Origin of the sequence: Parapedobacter composti, assembly GCF_900112315.1 — a bacterium.
In the GTDB taxonomy this organism is placed as follows: Bacteria; Bacteroidota; Bacteroidia; order Sphingobacteriales; family Sphingobacteriaceae; genus Parapedobacter; species Parapedobacter composti.
In genome coordinates this window covers 61,844-78,005 of the sequence record NZ_FOLL01000007.1, presented here as the reverse complement: position 1 = coordinate 78,005, position 16,162 = coordinate 61,844, and the positions used below count along the sequence as shown (strand labels likewise).

Here is a 16,162-nt window from a genome sequence, read left to right as displayed (position 1 = left end):
GTTTACCATTAAACTTCCATTTCTGCTTCCGGGGCCGGGCTAGATTGTGCGGTCTTTGCGTCTAATTGCATCAGCGCGGGAATAAAGAACGACAGGATGCCGATGAGGCCTACCGTGCTGCCCAATATCACGAAGGTCTGCGTAATTCCGATGTAGTCGGCAATGAAACCGGTACCCAGTAAGCCTACCATTGAAGGAAGCAGCGCGATGCTGAAGTACATGGAAAATACGCGGCCCAGCATGGCCGGATCGATTTTTTCCTGCAATAGGGTAGTGAAGCTGGCGTTGTAAACCGACGCGGCGATACCGCCGATAACGGTAAGCCCTACGAAGAGGATGAACCCGCCAGGCGGCATCAGCCCGGACGACGCCAGGCTGATGCCCAGAATGATGTTCATGCTGTTGAGGATGATTACCTTATTGAGCGTGGGCTTGAATATGCCGAGCAGCCCCCCGCCTACCAGCATGCCGATGCCCCAGACCACTTCGATGAGGCTCATCTCAAACTTGCCGCCCCCGAAATGCTGAAGGGTGAGCAGCGGAAACAACACCGCCACGGGCATGATACAGAACATGACGAGGGTAGAAGACCCGAAAAGCCACGAAATGCCTCTGTTGGAGGTCACGGCTCTGATACCCAGACCGAGGTCGCGCAAAACTTGTTTGATGCCGGCCTGCTGCTCCTGTTTTTTTTCGGGGTTCGGGATGTGCACCAGTAACAGGGACGTGATGGCAATAACGGCTCCGCCGATGTCGAGCAATAAGACATAGCTGATATCCATCAGCCCGATGGCCAGCGCGCCCAGGGCGGGGCCGGCGATGTTGGATACCGACTGGATGACCTGATTGATGCCGCCGATGCGGAGCAGCTCAGATTCGGGGGCCAGCAATGGCACGGATGCCTGCATGGCGGGCATGTGGAAGGCCGACCCCAGTGAGCGTAGGGCCAACAGAAGGTAGATGAATTTGAACTCAGAATAGCCCATGTAAAAAAGCATAGACATCGCCAGGGTACATGCGGCAATGAACCCATCGGCGAATATCATGGTGCGTTTACGATCCCAGCGATCGATATATACCCCCGCAAACGGGCCAATGAGCGTTTGCGGAAGAAGTGCAGCAATAGCGGCATAGGCCAGCACTTCGGCCGAACCGGTTTCTAAACTGAGCCAGATGATAATGGCAAAATTGACGGCAGAACTGCTAAGCAGGGATAAAAACTGCCCTGTCCAAATGATAGCGAATGTTCGCTTCCATGAATGTTGCATGATACGGATAAACTATGTTCCTATCGGAATGATGTATGGATAAAACTGAAAATAATAACGTGCTTTCAGGCGGTGCCTGAAACGGAGAAGTACCAAACGAACTGTCGTCTGGTCTTAGGCCCTGTCCCGATAGACAAAGGCGATGCGGGGTGTGTTGAACTTCATGGGTCTATCGCTTTGTTGGTGCAAAGTTATGTTTTTTTTGAATATCATGCATGATTGAGATAAATTTTATGGCGTGCCAACATATCGTTACATGCCACATACATGATTTTATCGCAATGTTTCCTATGTTTGCAACTAAAAATTGCACATGAATAAATTGTTTTTGACATGGGGGGCCATGGCTGTTGGTATGGTCATGGCGGTTGCTCAGGATCACCAGGCCATTAAGCTGGAGTTTATGGATACCTCGGTACGCCCGCAGGACGATTTCTATCGGTATGTAAACGGCAATTGGATGAAGACGGTGCAGATACCGGCCGATAAGGCGCGATGGGGAAGCTTTGATGAGTTGCGCGAAAATACCGATGTGGCTACGCTGGGTATCCTGAAGGAGTTGCTGGCCAAGCAGCACGCGCAAGGGTCGGATGGGCAGAAAGTGGCCGATTTGTACCGGTCGTTTACGGATTTTGATGCGCGCGACAAAGCCGGAATGGAGCCTATAAAGCCACTTCTGGCAAAAATAGACGCCATCAGGAATATGGATAACCTGTATGCGTATCTCGTTGAAACGGCGCCCATCGGAGGGAATCCACTGTTCGGGACGTATGTTTCGGCTCACATGAAGAACAGCGACGTTAACGCGGTGTATCTCGGTGCCGCTAATCTCGGCTTGGGTCGAGCCTATTACCAGAAGGAAGATGAGGCAAACGCCAAAACACTTGCTGACTACGGCAACTACATCAACCGCCTGCTTCCGATGGCGGGGCAACTGACGCGTGATTTGAAAGGCCCTAAAATCATCGCTTTTGAGAAAGAATTGGCCAGTCACATGCTCACGGTGGAGCAGGTCAGGAATGCGTCGTTACGGTATAACCCCGTGGCGGTGGCCGACCTGAAAGATCTCGTGAAAAACATCGACCTGGCGAAGTACCTGGCCGATCTGGGCTTTACGGCAGATACGGTCATCATCGGCGAGCTGAAGTATTATGAGGAGCTCGACGGATTGCTGAACGCCGGAAATATCGAGACCATCAAGGATTTTCTCCGTTTCCACGTGATCAACGGCGCTGCGGGCAGCCTTACCCGCGAACTGGACGAGTTGAGCTTCGATTTTTGGGGGCGGACACTGCGTGGCCAGAAGGAACAGCGCGAGCTGGAAAAACGGGGACTTGAATTTGTGAATGGCATGGCCGGTGAACTGCTGGGCAAACTTTATGTAGAGCGGTATTTCCCCGCTGAAGCCAAGGAAGCCGCGAGTGAGATGGTAGACTACCTTATCCGCTCGTTCGAGCAGCACATCAGACAGCTTGCCTGGATGTCTGATGCTACCAAGGAAAAGGCCTTGGCCAAGTTGGCCAGGTTCACGGTGAAAATCGGCTATCCCGATAAGTGGAAGGATTACTCCGGGCTGGAAGTGGGCAAATCGCTGTACAACAATGTGCTCAGCGCCCGCCGGTGGCGGTTTGAGGAAAACCGGGCTAAGCAGGGCAAGCCAGTGGATAAGCTGGAATGGCACATGACGCCGCAGACCGTAAACGCGTATTACAACCCGCCGGCCAACGAGATTGTCTTTCCTGCGGCTATCTTGCAGCCGCCGTTTTACGATTATAAGGCCGATCCGGCGGTTAACTTCGGCGGTATCGGCGCGGTCATCGGCCACGAACTGTCGCATGGTTTTGACGACAGCGGTTCGCAGTATGATGGCGACGGCAACCTGAACAATTGGTGGACGGAAGAAGACAAGGCGAAGTTTGAAGCCGCTACCTCAGCGTTGGTGGCGCAGTTTGAAGCTTATGAGCCGGTTCCGGGGGTGTTTGTGAATGGACGGTTTACGCTGGGAGAAAACATAGGCGACCTGGGCGGCGTATCGGTGGCTTACGACGCGCTGCAGTTGTATCTGAAAGAGAAGGGAAACCCGGGCAAAATAGACGGATTTACCCAACAGCAACGCTTCTTCCTTTCTTGGGCCACGATCTGGCGAACCAAAACCACCGAACAGTTCGTGATTAACCAAGTGAAGACCGATCCGCATTCACCGGCGCAATACCGGGCGGTGGGGCCGCTGGTTAACGTGGATGCGTTTTATGAAGCGTTTGACATCAAGGAAGGGGATAAGCTGTATCTGCCGAAGGAAAAGCGGATAGTTATCTGGTAACGCCCTGTGGCCACGGAGCCGTACATTATGAATATAGCGGCGGTCTTTATCCCAAGGGCCGCCGCTTTTGGTTTGCGTCTGTCTGCGGGATGGCGGAATTTCGCTTTATCTTGGAAAACGGGGGCATTCGATTCGTGGCAATTGAAAGTCCACGTATATCCCACGGATAATCCACCTTTTATTCACCCTTTGTTCACCTTTTGTTCACCTTTATCCAGGGCGCTATCAGATGCTTTATAGCCGGATTACTCGTGGGAACCATTGGATTACCCCTGATTTTTCTTACATTTGTAATGTACCAATAGCGCCATAGACCGTGGCCATTCAGAAAAGTTCAATTACCCTTGAAGGACAAATCGGGGATTTGTCTTTCTACAAAAGCAACGGTAAGGCACTTGTCCGGCAACGCACGGGAGCCAGTAAGGAACGTATCAAGACCGCCCCGTCCTTCGCGAGGACACGTGAAAATAACACGGAATTCGGGCGTGCCAGTAGTGCGGGGAAACGCATCCGCGTAGCGGCGAGGCTGGCGTTGGGTGAGCGTTATACGTTGTTTGAAGATCCAACGGCAGTCAATAGGCTGACGACACGTATGACGGCCGTCGTCCGGTCAGACACCACGCACGGCCGGGGCGAACGCACCGTATTGCCCGAAAACCTGCCCTTGCTTCATGGCTTCAGTTTCAATGCGGTTGCCGCATTGAAGGATGTATTGTTTATCCCGCCGCGTTGTGCCTATCAGCGGGAGACCGGCCTGCTGGAGGTTATGCTTCCGGCGCTGTCTCCCGATAACGTGATGGCGGCACCTAAGGGCGTGGAACGCTGCAGTTTTCATGTAGGGGCCATCCTGTTCAATACCGGTGTGGAGCCATTGCCTGTTGTCGCACAGCATCAAGAGCTGCTGCCAATGAATCGGCGAACCATTCCCGCCCAGTCCTTCCGGCTGGAGTTGCCCGAGGCGTCGACTGACCCGGTAATCATCTGCTTCGGAATTTCTTTTTACGGGAATTTAGGCGGTTACCCCGTGCCAATACAGGATCAAGGGCGAAATGTCTTCGAAGTGATTGGTGTAGATGTAACTGTCGGATGACATGGATTTCGGCGCAGGCGATACCGTCCGGTACAGCAAAAAAAGCTTAGCTACCCTTGCCGGTATCGCTTTTTTGCTGTGTACAGTCTCCGTTTTTGCGCAATCCGATCGCTTCGTTGCACATGCGGCCTTTGCCGAAAAGATTTACCTCCAATTGGACGCCGATGTGTATACGACTGATCAGCCGATTTGGTTTAAGGCCGTGGTTGTGGAGTCTGCAAGCCACCGCCCCAGTGCGCTGAGTGGCGTGCTTCATGTTGAGCTTATCGGTCCGGGTGAGCAGGTTGTTGATCGGAAACGTATCAAATTGACCGATGGCATCGGATCCGGAGGCTTTGAGTTGGGTGAGCAATACGTGCAGGGGAGCTATTTGCTGCGGGCCTATACGGAATGGAATAAGAATTTTGGCGACGATTTCATCTTCCAGACCTATATAGACGTGTATCCCGCATCAAGCGAAATCGGACGCAACCCCGTAACCGCCTTGCACCTGAGTGAGCGCGAGCCCAACACCTATTGGTTGCATGCCCAGCTAAACCCACAAATGATAGACAAGGAACACAAGGAGCGGCTCACGGTCTATTTGACGGTTGATGGAAAAAAAGATACGCTCACCGTAAAGGGAGCACGCAACGGATATTATCTGCTTGACTATCCCTTACCAAACGGTGCAGCGCTTGCCACCTTGAATATGGAGACTCTGCATGGGGTCCGTTACACAAAGACCGTAGCTTTGAAGGACAGCACGTTGGATTTGCAGTTTTTTGCTGAGAGCGGGCAACTGGTACATGGCATTGCCGGCAAGGTCGGTTTCAAGGCTATCAATAGCATTGGTAAAGGGGTCGCCGTATCGGGCGTTGTGATGGACAGCCACGGCAATACCATCGTGCCGTTCAAAAGCAATCACCTGGGGATGGGGAGCCTCACGTTGACCGCTGACAGTGGGGTGTCGTACTATGCGGTATTGGATTCTCCATCCAGCAAAGATGATTCCCGCCGTTATCCGCTTCCGGAGGTTGCCGGTGAAGGGCACGTGCTGTCGGTTGTCAAAGAAAAGGAAAACATCGGGCTGGCAGTTTATTCCAATCGCCGGGAGGCCGATAGTTTGATTATCCAGGTGAGTTGCCGGGGCATACTGTATTACCACATCAGGGCATCGGTGAAGAACCGCCATATAGCGACATCGTTGCCGGCTACAGCACTTCCCGAAGGGATTATTTCTTTCCTGTTGATGGACAGGCAGATGCAGCCGCTTGCCGAGAGGCTTTTTTTCAATCAACGACCGGATACCCGGCTGCACATCGACATATCGGCTGACAAAGCCGATTACCGGAAACGGGATAAAATGGATCTTTCCATGCGGGTGCTCGGCAGCGATGGTGAGCCCGCCAATGCCAGGATCTCCGTCGCGGTGATGAATGGCGACCATGTCGGGAATGCACGGACAACACGGGCGAATCTGCTGACGCGGTTGCTGCTGTCGTCGGAACTCCGTGGCGAAATCGCGGAACCCGGTTATTATTTCCAGGATGGAGGTGACGTGGCGTTTGAAGATCTTGACGCGCTGATGCTTACGCAAGGATGGCGGCGATACAACTATACGCTGCCACCACAAGACACCTTTCACTATCCAAATGAGCCCGTTCCATATATCAGTGGGAGGGTAGGCGGCGTTTTATCCAGGAAAGCGCAGGCAGGGATAGCACTTACCTTGATGACTTTCGGTCAGACTTCATCAGTGGCTGCGCAAAACACGGATAGTCTCGGGCGTTTCTATTTTGGATTAGGGGACGAATTTGTCGATTCCCTGGATGTGCTGATCCAAAGCGCCAATAAATCCGGAAAAAACCGGAATTATACCCTGTCGTTGGATGAAAGAAAGCCTCCGGAGATTGCCTATGACCAACGCCGGTCCGTCGAACGGGTGGACAGTGTCGTTTCGTATATCGTGCAGAAACGGCGGGAGCGCGCACAACGTGAGTATTCGTACCAGCTTTCGTCCGGCGAAATCTTGCTGGACGAAGTGTTGGTAGAACGCCGGGCGCTCAGTCCGCAGCAGCAAAAAGTGCTTGATCGATATGGGGAGTCCGATGTCATCATTGCCGGGAAAGCCATTCAGGATAAGGAGGAGAAGTGGTCCTACGGACTGTATAGCGTGCTGCTGTTCAATTTTCCGGACGATTTGCGCATCGAACGGGTCGGAGGTAACGGCGGTTACCTCCGGGCGAAGGTTATTGGAGGGGAGACCACGCTGGTCGTCGTAGACGGTATCCCGGTACCGGGCCACAGCTACGATATTATTCCAAATATCCCACCCAGCGAGGTGAAAAGTGTGGAGCTTATCCGTTTTGCCAAAAATTTCAGTTCGTTGTATCGGGAAACCTATCCGGAGGCCTCTCCGCTGGATATCCCGGTAGTGGGCAGCGTCATCGCCATTTATACGCATGCAGGAAGGGGGGTGTTTGGCGTTCGCAAGCCTACGGGGCTGTTACAGGCTACGGTTCCCGTTTATTCGCCTGCTGTTGAGTTTTATGCGCCGCGTTACGAGGCACCCACAGAAAACGACGCGGAGCGGCCGGACCTGCGCACGCTGATTCATTGGGCACCCGAGTTGGCCACCGACGAGGAGGGAGCGGCCAAGACATCATACTATCATTCGAAGTTTTCATAATGGAAGCGGAAGTAGAAAAGCCAGAAGAGGTATCCCCAATAGGGGATGGACGCCAATTCGGCTTCACTCACGGGCCGGAGAGCACGATAGCCCCGTATAAATACGGCAAACTGGCGGTCTGCTTCCGGCTGCGTCATTTTGTGGTGAAGCACATCCAGGAAGAAATGGACATAGAATGAAGCAAGGTCATTAATCAGGTATCCGGCTCCCGCAAAATCGAAGTCAAAGAAAGTGACGCTGCCGGCCGAGTCAAAGTGGAAGTTCTTGGGCAGGAAATCGTAGTGGCAATACCCGTGGCTGAACGAAGGCAGGTCAAACGCTGACAATTGCTGCTTCACACGGGTTGCTGTATCGCGCAAGTATTCGTATTCGGCTTCCAGCCCGTTAGCGAATGCAGGTTTTATGACGCGCAATGGCGCATCCACCAGTGCTTCCATGTCCAGCGGTTGGCGGTGATGCGTTAATTGCAATCCGGCGGTGATTTGATGGATGCGGGCTATACCCCGCCCCACTTCCAGCAACTGTTGGTCGCTCATCGCGGTGTATACTTCGCCCTCGGCATAGGTAAACAATACGCCATATCGGATACCTTCTGCTGCGTGAAAGGGTTGTAAATAACGGCCTTCCTTATCCGCCAACGGGCGGCTTACGGAAGCCCCGCCCGTATGCAGGATGTTGAGCAATTCGACTTCGCCGTTTATCTCCTCCATTTTCCGGTGCGCATCGCGGTAAATCTTGAAGACATACCGCGTGCCGGAGCTTTCGAGCAGGTAGGTATCGCTGACGTTGTGGATCAGCAGGCGGCATGTTGTGTCGCGTAACGCGTAGCATTGCTGTAAATAGTCGTTGAGCGCCGTTGCGGAAAGCAGCGAATAGCGGGTGGGGAAGATGTCCATGGTCTGACTTCCTCCACTTCTTCGCCTTTTCTTATTTCCCGTTTTCCAACTCACCGATCCGCTTCTGCAATGCGGTGATTGTCGCCGCCTGTGACTGAATGGTTGTTTCCTGGGAAGAGATGACCTTTTTTAGTGCTTTAATCAGTTCATTGGTCAGGTCAGTTGAATGCCCCGAGGCATACTTTTCTTCCAAATCGCGGAGCACATCCGCCTTCCGCATTTCGCCTTCGCCGGTGAGCAGCCATTGGGGTGAGTATTGGGGATAATTTTCAGCCAACTTCACCAGCCACTTGCTTTGGATATCAGTTCCATTGGCCAAAGCCCGCGAGAAAACGCCTTTGCTGGCGCCTATGGATGCTTCCAGCGCGGTTACGCTGACGCCTTCCTGATTGGCTATTTCTTTAATTCTCTTCAAAACAGAATCCATTGATAAAAATATTCTTCAAAAAATTTTGAATTGAAGAAAAATAGTTCTTAAATTTGATTTGTCAGAAATAATTATTTTCAAACCATTTTTCTTCAACCCCAAATGAAACAATTATGGCGAAAATTAAACAAAAGAAGCTGAAAGCCGAAAATTTCCGGTATGTAATCAAACGGGTGATCAAAAACCCCATGATCTACCTGGACAACTTCTTCCGGTACGAAGCCTCGATCGATCACTGGATGCGGGATATCAGTTTTACCGTGAATGCAGGTGCCTATCCGGCGATGGCGTGCCCGGACGCAGTGGAGAACGGATACCATTGCAGGCAACTGATCGAGCAGGTAGAGGTAGCTTATGTCATCTTCAAGCAATGTGGCCTCAAAAAGCAAAAAGAACCGCTGGCTTTTTTCAAATCGCGGGATGATTATTATACCTATGCCTCGCGCGGTGAGTATTCCTTTGACGGTCAGATTAATCCTGCGGATACACTGAGTAAATTTTTTTCATTTCAGCCGATGAAAAAGTGGTACGCCACACTGGATGATTTGATGCTGGGACTTACTTGGGGACGAGCTCCCAACTACGAACAGTTCGGCGATAAAATAGTCGCTATTCACGAGTTATTGCTTCGGCTCGCGCAAGCGCTGTACGTAATCCATCGGCAAGGTGGCTTACCGTTACAGGTGCCATCGTATGTTATTGCCCAACCGACTGACAAGTTCGAAGGAAAGATGCCATTATCCAGATTGGGAGAACTCATTCACGGTATTGCTGATAAGCGCCATGCGGAGGCTGCGGCCGAATTGGAACCGATTTTTGAGAAAGCGGAGTTATGGGATAACCATATGAACGGAGAGGATGGGACTGAGGTGGTGGATGGCGATGGTGACGAAGGAAGCAGTAAGGCAGATGAAGAAAGGGGTTCCACCAGTAATGTAGCGCAGGAGTAGATATATTGATTGTTTGAAACCATTGAACGTAATGATTGATGCTATGCAGAGACCGATGGCTAAGCGTGTATCCGTTTGGCTATGGGAAGAAGATTACCCCCACTCATTGAGCGAGGAAGAGCTGCGAAATCCGGCAACGGTACTCCAGCAGGTCTTTAGTCAGTATTCGTTAGCCGATTGCCAGTATTTGTTGTGGGAATGGCAACATTGCCACTATCGTCCTTTTTCATTTTCCTTTGGCGAAGGGTTGGTTACACTTTTCCGTTTCCGGAAAGTGCTGAATAAGCTGCTTGATGTTGCCTGGCTGATTGCACGCGATATGGACGATGGTCATTTGCTTCGTGTCTGCACCGAAGAAAAGGGGAGACATATATGGGAAAGGGACTACTTCCTTGCGCTGAAGCGGGAAAATTTACCGACTTTGGGTGATACCTTGAAAAGAATGCTAAGTGACGGCGGTGGGCTGCAATGGTGGAAGAACATACTTTATCATTGGTGGGGGATGGGAATCAGCCATGAACAACTGGACGATGGTACCCGGACCAATCCAATGGACGAAATTCCGCAATTTATTCAACTAGCTTTAATGATTGAAATACAGTACGTGATTGCCATGGCCCTAGAATACAGCCCGGGGGAGAACCGGTTTGCTGCATTGGCTTACCTGTCCATCGAAGAAGGAAGAAAGCCGGTTAAGACATTGATGAAGATTTTCAGCAAGTGGGAATATGAGGAGCTGAAGGAGAAACTTAGGCAGCTGTATTATCTGCTTAATTTCTGTATGGATGATAATGGAAACCTTAGTGAGCCGAACGGGATAATTCATACCCTCCACAAGATTATTGCCTTGGCATCTTTGCTGGCAAAGAATGGTGACGATTACTTTTTGCAACCGGAAAACTTCAGCTTTCCATACGAAGGGTTAGGCTGTTTCTGGCAGCATGATCATCATCTTCCGTTCCACCACTTGAGCGACGAAGAGTATGAGCGTCCTTTGCTCGCGATCCGTAGCTTTGATTTGCCCGGGCTACACCGCGGATTGCATCGGTTTACGGTATACATAGCTTCAGATCGTACGCTCAAGTTAGACGAAGAAGTGATTGCGTTCGTTGGACTGTTCCAGCAACTGGAGCGGCTGTTGGAAGCGTTGTACCTCCTCGTCATACAACGGATCCGCATCGAATACTAACTATTCCCATGTTTGTTATGATAATGAGTACCCTGCCCGGACTGATTGCGCTGCAACACAAGCATGATATCCAAGTAATTGACGATTTAGGCACGTACTATTACAATTTTTTTGATGCCACGGATTACGAACACCACCTGCTTTGTAACGAAGAGGTATTTAGAACCGTCATTTCCAATGATGTTTACTCCGGCATATGGGCTGAGGATCATATTTACCATTTGGAACTGAACCGCCGTTTAATCGACATCGCGTGGCTGTATCTGGAATGTTTGGAAAATGGAGAAGAGAACACCGTTGAATCGCGGCCACCAACGAGTACCTATGCTCCGAAATTCCATTATCAGTTTCAAAGTACGTATTACTTTGATGAACATTCCGATGTGCACGTCAATCAAGACGGCCGCCCCGATCCATTTGCAGCTAAAAATGACTATAAGGAGGTGATTGCGCGATTCAAAGGGAAAGTTCGGTGGCTGACGCTTGACGAAATATTGCACCCACATTGGTTATATGAGCAAGTGTTTGAACGCCGTACCTACCCGCAATGGCTGGAAGTTTTGGATACATGGGGAGAGTATACGTTGTTGAACCGAAGTATATGCGAGAAGTTGGACGGCGGGGAAGTGTGGAGCCTGGTAGCGCAACATTTTTCCGGCTCATGGGTTGCACAGGCGTGTCAGGAAGAATGCGTTTAGTAGCGCGGCTATTTCGGGAGAATTGATAAATTTGTTTGGATGTAAGCCTGGGATAAAAGTCGCTGCAGTTTATGATTTATAAGGTATGCGCAGAAGGGAACTGATAAAGAAAGCCGGAACGTTGGCATTGAGTGCAGCGGGGCTGCCCTTATTGTCAGCTGCGGAGGGGTTGGTCGCAAGGCCGGTAAGCAAGCTTCCCCGGTGGAAGGGGTTCAATGTGCTGGACTTTTTCAACCCCGATCCAACAAACAGGCGGCAGCATACGCCGGAAGAATATTTCCGTTGGATGGCCGACTGGGGGTTCGATTTTGTCCGTGTGCCGATGGCTTACCCGTACTACGTGGATTTCGACCGGACAAGGGCTATCCGCAGGGATGAGGTCTGCCGCATCAGTGTGGAACGGGTGCACGAGATAGTTGATCTGGTGGATACGGCTAACCATTGCGGCCTGCATGTAAGCCTAAATCTGCATCGGGCACCGGGATTTTGCGTTAATGCGGGGTTTGAAGAGCCATACAATCTGTGGGAAGATCCGGAGGCGCTGGACGCATTTGCGTTTCATTGGGCTTATTGGGCTAAGGTATTCCGCCATAAAACCCGCAGCCAAATCAGTTTCGATTTGCTTAATGAGCCCTGTTGGCGGGAGGATATGAATGATCAGTTCTCCAAACGGGCTGCCGTGCCGAAGGAGCGGTACCGGTCGCTCATCATCAAAGGATTTGATGTGATACGCATGGCTAATCCCAAGCATCTGGTTATTGCCGACGGGAATAACATCGGTACTGAAGTAATCGACAACATCCCGGAACTGGACGTGGCCCAAAGCTGCCGGGGGTACGCCCCGGGGTTGGTATCGCACTACAGGGCGCCCTGGGTATTCCAGCAACCGGATGATCTGCCCGCGGTCTCCTGGCCGCATAGGGATAATGGAACATTGTACGACAAGGCATGGCTGCGGGAGCACTTTGCGCCGTGGATAACACTGGCCGCGCAGGGGACGGGTGTGCACTGCGGCGAATGCGGTGCGTGGCGTGAAACCCCGCATCGGGTGGCACTGGCCTGGATGGATGATATGTTTTCCGTATTAACGGAACACGATATCGGATTCGCCCTGTGGGAGTTTGACGGCGATTTCGGTGTGCTGAATTCCAATAGGAGGGATGTGCAGTACGACGATTGGTACGGTCATAAACTCGACCGGAAGCTGCTTGCGTTGTTGCAGAAATTCGTGTAGTTGCGGCATGCTCGTGTTATTCCGCCCACTTCGGCTTGGCTTTCAACACCTCGGCATGTACCGGACAGGCAGGGGCATGGGCACCCGGCAGGTATCCCGTGCTCATCAGAAACTCGTTGACAATTTCGCCGCCCGTGAACTTGAAGGTTTTCTTGAATAGCTTTACCCACTCAAAGAGGGGTTTGGGGTGGTGGTGTTCCAGCCATTTTTCGAATGAACCGTATTCTTTCTGCAATTGCCGGATGGCTTTTGCGTTTTCTATTGCTGCGTTGATTTTGAGTCGGTTGCGGATGATGCCCGCATCGGCTAACAGCCGTTTGCGGTCGGCCTCTGTATAGGCGGCTACTTTGGCAATGTCAAAATTGTCATATGCGTTGCGGAAGGCTTCTTCCTTGCGGAGAATGGTTTCCCAGCTCAGTCCGGCTTGGTTGATTTCCATAATGAGTCGCCCAAACAGTTCGTTGTCATCATGGATGGGAAAACCATAATGGTTGTCATGGTAATTTTGATGCAGCGCCCGTCGCGCTTCGGGCTGCATGGTGGGAATGTAGTCGCAGTATGCCATATCGTTTCAGTGTTCTGGGGTTGATGCCTGTGGTTGTAGCCTGTGATCTTGCCCGGATGGGTGCGGGCTGCCTGTAGCTTCGCGGATGATTTTTTCGCGGTGTTGCTGCCCCCATCGATGCAGCGCTTCCAGGACGTCCGAAAGGGTTTCACTGTACGGCGTAAGCGCATATTCAACGGTGATGGGCTTGGTGTTGCGGACAGTCCGGCTTATCAGGCCGTTCATTTCCAGTTCCTGTAATTCTTTCGATAATATCCGTGGGCTGATGCCGACTTCGCGCGAGAGCTCCTTGAACCGCCTTTTGCCGTGCTGCAGGACCGTGAGCAGCACGAGTTTCCATTTGCCGCCCACAACGTCTAACGTGTCACGAACGGCCAGCTGTGCTTTCTTGCAGGCTTCAACGTCATGTATGGTATTCATTTTGTAACCGGTATCCTTTGTGTAACAGGTTACAAAATTATAGCTTAAGGGGGTAAATTTGCAAAGAATTTAAAATATTATCATATGAATCAGAAAACGGTTAACATTATCGGATGGGTGCTTACCGGTATGGTAGGTGCGCTGTTGGCACTCAGCGCCATGATGAAATTAATGCGCCATGACACGGCGTTGGCCCAAGCGGCGGCAGCTGGCATTGATGCTGATACTTATTTTATGATTGGGGTGGTGGAAGCGGTAGCCCTTTTGCTTTTTCTGATACCGCGCACGGCGGTGGTGGGCTTGCTGCTCCTGGCCGCTTACATGGGAGGCGCCATTGCCATGCATGTACAGCTCCATCAGCCCATTGGAATGGCGGTGCTTGTGCAGGTGGGGGTTTGGGTAGCCGGGATACTGCGTTTGCCGGAACTAAGGAGGCGTTTGATTTTTGGGGGCGGTGATTGATGATGGTTATAGTGTGCCTGCTTTACGGCAGGGGCTCAACAGTTAAATGATGATACAGCGGAAATTAAGAAATATCGCGACCCCGCGTTTAGAACGGGGGTTCTTAGGGGAGGGCCATCAGGCGGCCCGGGTTGTGGGCGGCGGTAACTTTGAAGATACCGACCCGTTTATTGTGCTGATGGACGACCAACTGGACTTGCCGGGAGGGGCGCCGGTGGGCGGCCCGCATCCGCATGCTGGTTTTGAAACCGTGACGCTGGTGCTGGAAGGTGACGGGCAACACTGGGAAACGGGCAGTTTTGAACTGATGACCGCAGGAAAGGGAATCGTGCACACGGAGGAAATTACGGCGAAGATGCGCATGCGGATACTGCAACTCTGGTTGACACTACCGCCGGAAAAGCGGTGGACGGAGCCTTTTTTCCAGTCGATCAAAGCGGAATCTGTGCCCGCAAAGCAAATGGAAAAAGCGGAAATCAAGGTGTACAGTGGTGCAAGTAACGGGTTGACGTCTCCTGTCATAAACCAGACACCGTTGACGGTGGTTGACGTTGTGCTCGGCCCGGAGGGCAGGTTCACCCAAGAAGTTCCCGCCACGTACACGGGCTTCATTTACGTAATTGAGGGTGCCGTATGGGGGGGCGGTGAACGGGTGGTAAAAGGGCAGGTGGCCTGGTTGGATGCGCCCCGGCAGGCGGGAATGACGGAGTTGGTCTTGATCGCGGGCGCAGCCGGTGCGCGCTTGGTGTATTATGCCGGTGAACCGCAGCGGGCGCCGATTGTGAGCTATGGGCCCTTCATAGCGGACACGCGCGCCGACATCCCCCGGCTCTACCATGAATACAACCGCGGAAGAATGGGGCATGTAAATGATTTGCCGGAAACCCAGATTGTCCATTACGGTTAAAGGTTCGGCGATGTATTATCAGGCTGAGAGGCTCTCGTAGTCGTCGTCAGACAAATAAATCCACGCCGTTTGCAGATTTTCCTCCAAGTGCTGCACCGATTTGGTGCCAGGTATAAGCAGGATGTTGGGCGACCGTTTCAGCAGCCAGGCGAGCGCTATTTGGGCCGGTGTGGTACGGTATTTCTTGGCCATTGCCGCTGTTTTTTCCTGGAGGTCAGCGGAACCCGAGGCCAGCGGATACCAAGGGATGAAGGCGATCCCCTGCTGTGCGGTATAGTCGACTACCTTTTCCCAGGTGCGTTCAGCCAGGTTGTAGCGGTTTTGCACGGAAACGATGGGTACCACCTGTTGCGCGCGTTCAATGATGGGGATGTCTACTTCGGAGAGGCCTACATGCTGAATTTTGCCGGCATTCACGGCATCGGCCACCGGCCTCAGCGTTTCTTCTATGGGAAACCTCGGATCCACACGGTGAAGTTGCCACAGTTGGAGGGTGTCTTTACCGAGCCGTTGGAGACTACCGTCTATCGCCTTCCGGATGTATTCGGGGTCGCCGTTGCTGTGCCACTGGTTTGGGCCACTGCGCTCCAGCCCGCCCTTGGTTGCGATGACAAGATCTGCGTAATGGGAAGACAACGCTTCGCGGATGAGAACTTCATTGGTGTGCGGGCCGTAGGAATCGGCAGTGTCAATGAAATTAACACCGGCTTCGACCGCCGTAAGCAGCACCTGCTTGGCACGATCGCGGTCGGGCGCATCACCCCATACGCCGGGGCCGGTCAGTTGCATGGCGCCGTATCCGATACGGTTGATGTCCAGTTGGCCGCCGAGTTTATAGTCAAGTGATAGGGTTGCGTCCATAGTTTGTTTGATTAAACGGAAGCCCAAAGATACGACTCCGTATACGAAACAGCTGGCCGGGCGTAAGGTTTTTGCGAAGCGTCAGTTTTGAAAATTTTTCCGTACCTTTGGATTGGCTTTAGGGGTATTCTGGATAAGAATTGAGATAGACCCTTTGAACCTGATCCGGCTCATACCGGCGTAGGGAAAAGCAATCCAAGGAAT

The 16,162-nt window shown here is 52.1% G+C and carries 15 protein-coding genes and 1 riboswitch; of the genes, 9 read left to right on the top strand and 6 right to left on the bottom strand.

Features of this window, described 5'->3' with window-relative positions:
* Nucleotides 1-8 precede the first annotated feature (8 nt).
* Nucleotides 9-1,271 (bottom strand): MFS transporter, encoded by a 1,263-nt coding sequence (locus BM030_RS09375; RefSeq protein ID WP_397235566.1) that lies wholly within the window; start codon nucleotides 1,269-1,271, stop codon nucleotides 9-11.
* A gap of 310 nt (nucleotides 1,272-1,581) precedes the next feature.
* On the opposite strand from BM030_RS09375, the gene BM030_RS09370 reads away from it, so the two are divergent.
* The 3 genes from BM030_RS09370 to BM030_RS09360 all read left to right on the top strand — a co-directional run bounded on the left by BM030_RS09370 (nucleotide 1,582) and on the right by BM030_RS09360 (nucleotide 7,349).
* Complete coding sequence (locus BM030_RS09370) at nucleotides 1,582-3,588, top strand: M13 family metallopeptidase (protein ID WP_090973330.1); 2,007 nt, start codon at nucleotides 1,582-1,584, stop codon at nucleotides 3,586-3,588.
* 316 nt (nucleotides 3,589-3,904) lie between these two features.
* Nucleotides 3,905-4,678 carry a hypothetical protein gene (locus BM030_RS09365; RefSeq protein WP_090973329.1) on the top strand — a complete coding sequence of 258 codons (774 nt, stop codon included), beginning with the start codon at nucleotides 3,905-3,907 and terminating at the stop codon, nucleotides 4,676-4,678.
* Between the two features lies 1 nt (nucleotide 4,679).
* Nucleotides 4,680-7,349, top strand: a complete 2,670-nt coding sequence (locus BM030_RS09360; RefSeq protein ID WP_090973328.1) for a hypothetical protein — start codon at nucleotides 4,680-4,682, stop codon at nucleotides 7,347-7,349.
* Here the strand turns inward: BM030_RS09360 and BM030_RS09355 are convergent.
* Both BM030_RS09355 and BM030_RS09350 read right to left on the bottom strand, forming a co-directional pair.
* Nucleotides 7,331-8,299 carry a phosphotransferase enzyme family protein gene (locus tag BM030_RS09355; RefSeq protein ID WP_139215864.1) on the bottom strand — a complete coding sequence of 323 codons (969 nt, stop codon included), beginning with the start codon at nucleotides 8,297-8,299 and terminating at the stop codon, nucleotides 7,331-7,333. The two genes, BM030_RS09360 and BM030_RS09355, sit on opposite strands and share 19 nt — an antisense overlap.
* Nucleotides 8,277-8,660: a hypothetical protein gene (locus tag BM030_RS09350; protein WP_139215863.1), complete on the bottom strand. Its 384-nt coding sequence runs from the start codon at nucleotides 8,658-8,660 to the stop codon at nucleotides 8,277-8,279. The genes BM030_RS09355 and BM030_RS09350 overlap by 23 nt, the downstream gene beginning before the upstream one ends.
* Nucleotides 8,661-8,785: 125 nt before the next feature.
* On the opposite strand from BM030_RS09350, the gene BM030_RS09345 reads away from it, so the two are divergent.
* The 4 genes from BM030_RS09345 to BM030_RS09330 all read left to right on the top strand — a co-directional run bounded on the left by BM030_RS09345 (nucleotide 8,786) and on the right by BM030_RS09330 (nucleotide 12,743).
* Complete coding sequence (locus BM030_RS09345; protein WP_090973325.1) at nucleotides 8,786-9,622, top strand: hypothetical protein; 837 nt, start codon at nucleotides 8,786-8,788, stop codon at nucleotides 9,620-9,622.
* Nucleotides 9,623-9,677: 55 nt separating this feature from the next.
* The gene (locus BM030_RS09340) at nucleotides 9,678-10,811 is read left to right on the top strand and encodes a hypothetical protein (protein WP_170845688.1); all 1,134 of its coding nucleotides are present in this window, start codon (nucleotides 9,678-9,680) and stop codon (nucleotides 10,809-10,811) included.
* Nucleotides 10,812-10,828: 17 nt separating this feature from the next.
* Nucleotides 10,829-11,509, top strand: coding sequence for a hypothetical protein (locus BM030_RS09335; protein WP_139215861.1), 681 nt, complete (start codon nucleotides 10,829-10,831; stop codon nucleotides 11,507-11,509).
* Nucleotides 11,510-11,594: 85 nt separating this feature from the next.
* The gene (locus BM030_RS09330) at nucleotides 11,595-12,743 is read left to right on the top strand and encodes a glycoside hydrolase family 5 protein (RefSeq protein WP_090973322.1); all 1,149 of its coding nucleotides are present in this window, start codon (nucleotides 11,595-11,597) and stop codon (nucleotides 12,741-12,743) included.
* A gap of 16 nt (nucleotides 12,744-12,759) precedes the next feature.
* Here BM030_RS09330 and BM030_RS09325 read toward each other — a convergent pair whose 3' ends face one another.
* Nucleotides 12,760-13,308: a DNA-3-methyladenine glycosylase I gene (locus BM030_RS09325; protein WP_090973321.1), complete on the bottom strand. Its 549-nt coding sequence runs from the start codon at nucleotides 13,306-13,308 to the stop codon at nucleotides 12,760-12,762.
* 6 nt (nucleotides 13,309-13,314) lie between these two features.
* Entirely contained in the window at nucleotides 13,315-13,728 is a 414-nt protein-coding gene (locus BM030_RS09320) for a winged helix-turn-helix transcriptional regulator (RefSeq protein ID WP_090973320.1), read from the bottom strand.
* 84 nt (nucleotides 13,729-13,812) lie between these two features.
* On the opposite strand from BM030_RS09320, the gene BM030_RS09315 reads away from it, so the two are divergent.
* Entirely contained in the window at nucleotides 13,813-14,190 is a 378-nt protein-coding gene (locus tag BM030_RS09315; protein ID WP_090973319.1) for a DoxX family protein, read from the top strand.
* A 46-nt stretch (nucleotides 14,191-14,236) separates the two neighbouring features.
* Nucleotides 14,237-15,097, top strand: coding sequence for a pirin family protein (locus BM030_RS09310; RefSeq protein WP_090973318.1), 861 nt, complete (start codon nucleotides 14,237-14,239; stop codon nucleotides 15,095-15,097).
* 18 nt (nucleotides 15,098-15,115) lie between these two features.
* On the opposite strand, the gene BM030_RS09305 is transcribed toward BM030_RS09310, so the two are convergent.
* Nucleotides 15,116-15,958, bottom strand: a complete 843-nt coding sequence (locus tag BM030_RS09305; protein ID WP_090973317.1) for an aldo/keto reductase — start codon at nucleotides 15,956-15,958, stop codon at nucleotides 15,116-15,118.
* Nucleotides 15,959-16,068: 110 nt separating this feature from the next.
* Nucleotides 16,069-16,162: riboswitch (TPP riboswitch) on the top strand.

Coding starts and splice junctions, on each gene's coding strand:
- BM030_RS09370 (WP_090973330.1), top strand. CDS start 1,582: ATGAATAAATTGTTTTTGACATGGGGGGCCATGGCTGTTGGTATGGTC.
- BM030_RS09360 (WP_090973328.1), top strand. CDS start 4,680: ATGGATTTCGGCGCAGGCGATACCGTCCGGTACAGCAAAAAAAGCTTA.
- BM030_RS09345 (WP_090973325.1), top strand. CDS start 8,786: ATGGCGAAAATTAAACAAAAGAAGCTGAAAGCCGAAAATTTCCGGTAT.
- BM030_RS09340 (WP_170845688.1), top strand. CDS start 9,678: ATGGCTAAGCGTGTATCCGTTTGGCTATGGGAAGAAGATTACCCCCAC.
- BM030_RS09335 (WP_139215861.1), top strand. CDS start 10,829: ATGATAATGAGTACCCTGCCCGGACTGATTGCGCTGCAACACAAGCAT.
- BM030_RS09330 (WP_090973322.1), top strand. CDS start 11,595: ATGCGCAGAAGGGAACTGATAAAGAAAGCCGGAACGTTGGCATTGAGT.
- BM030_RS09325 (WP_090973321.1), bottom strand. CDS start 13,308: ATGGCATACTGCGACTACATTCCCACCATGCAGCCCGAAGCGCGACGG.
- BM030_RS09320 (WP_090973320.1), bottom strand. CDS start 13,728: ATGAATACCATACATGACGTTGAAGCCTGCAAGAAAGCACAGCTGGCC.
- BM030_RS09315 (WP_090973319.1), top strand. CDS start 13,813: ATGAATCAGAAAACGGTTAACATTATCGGATGGGTGCTTACCGGTATG.
- BM030_RS09310 (WP_090973318.1), top strand. CDS start 14,237: ATGATGATACAGCGGAAATTAAGAAATATCGCGACCCCGCGTTTAGAA.
- BM030_RS09305 (WP_090973317.1), bottom strand. CDS start 15,958: ATGGACGCAACCCTATCACTTGACTATAAACTCGGCGGCCAACTGGAC.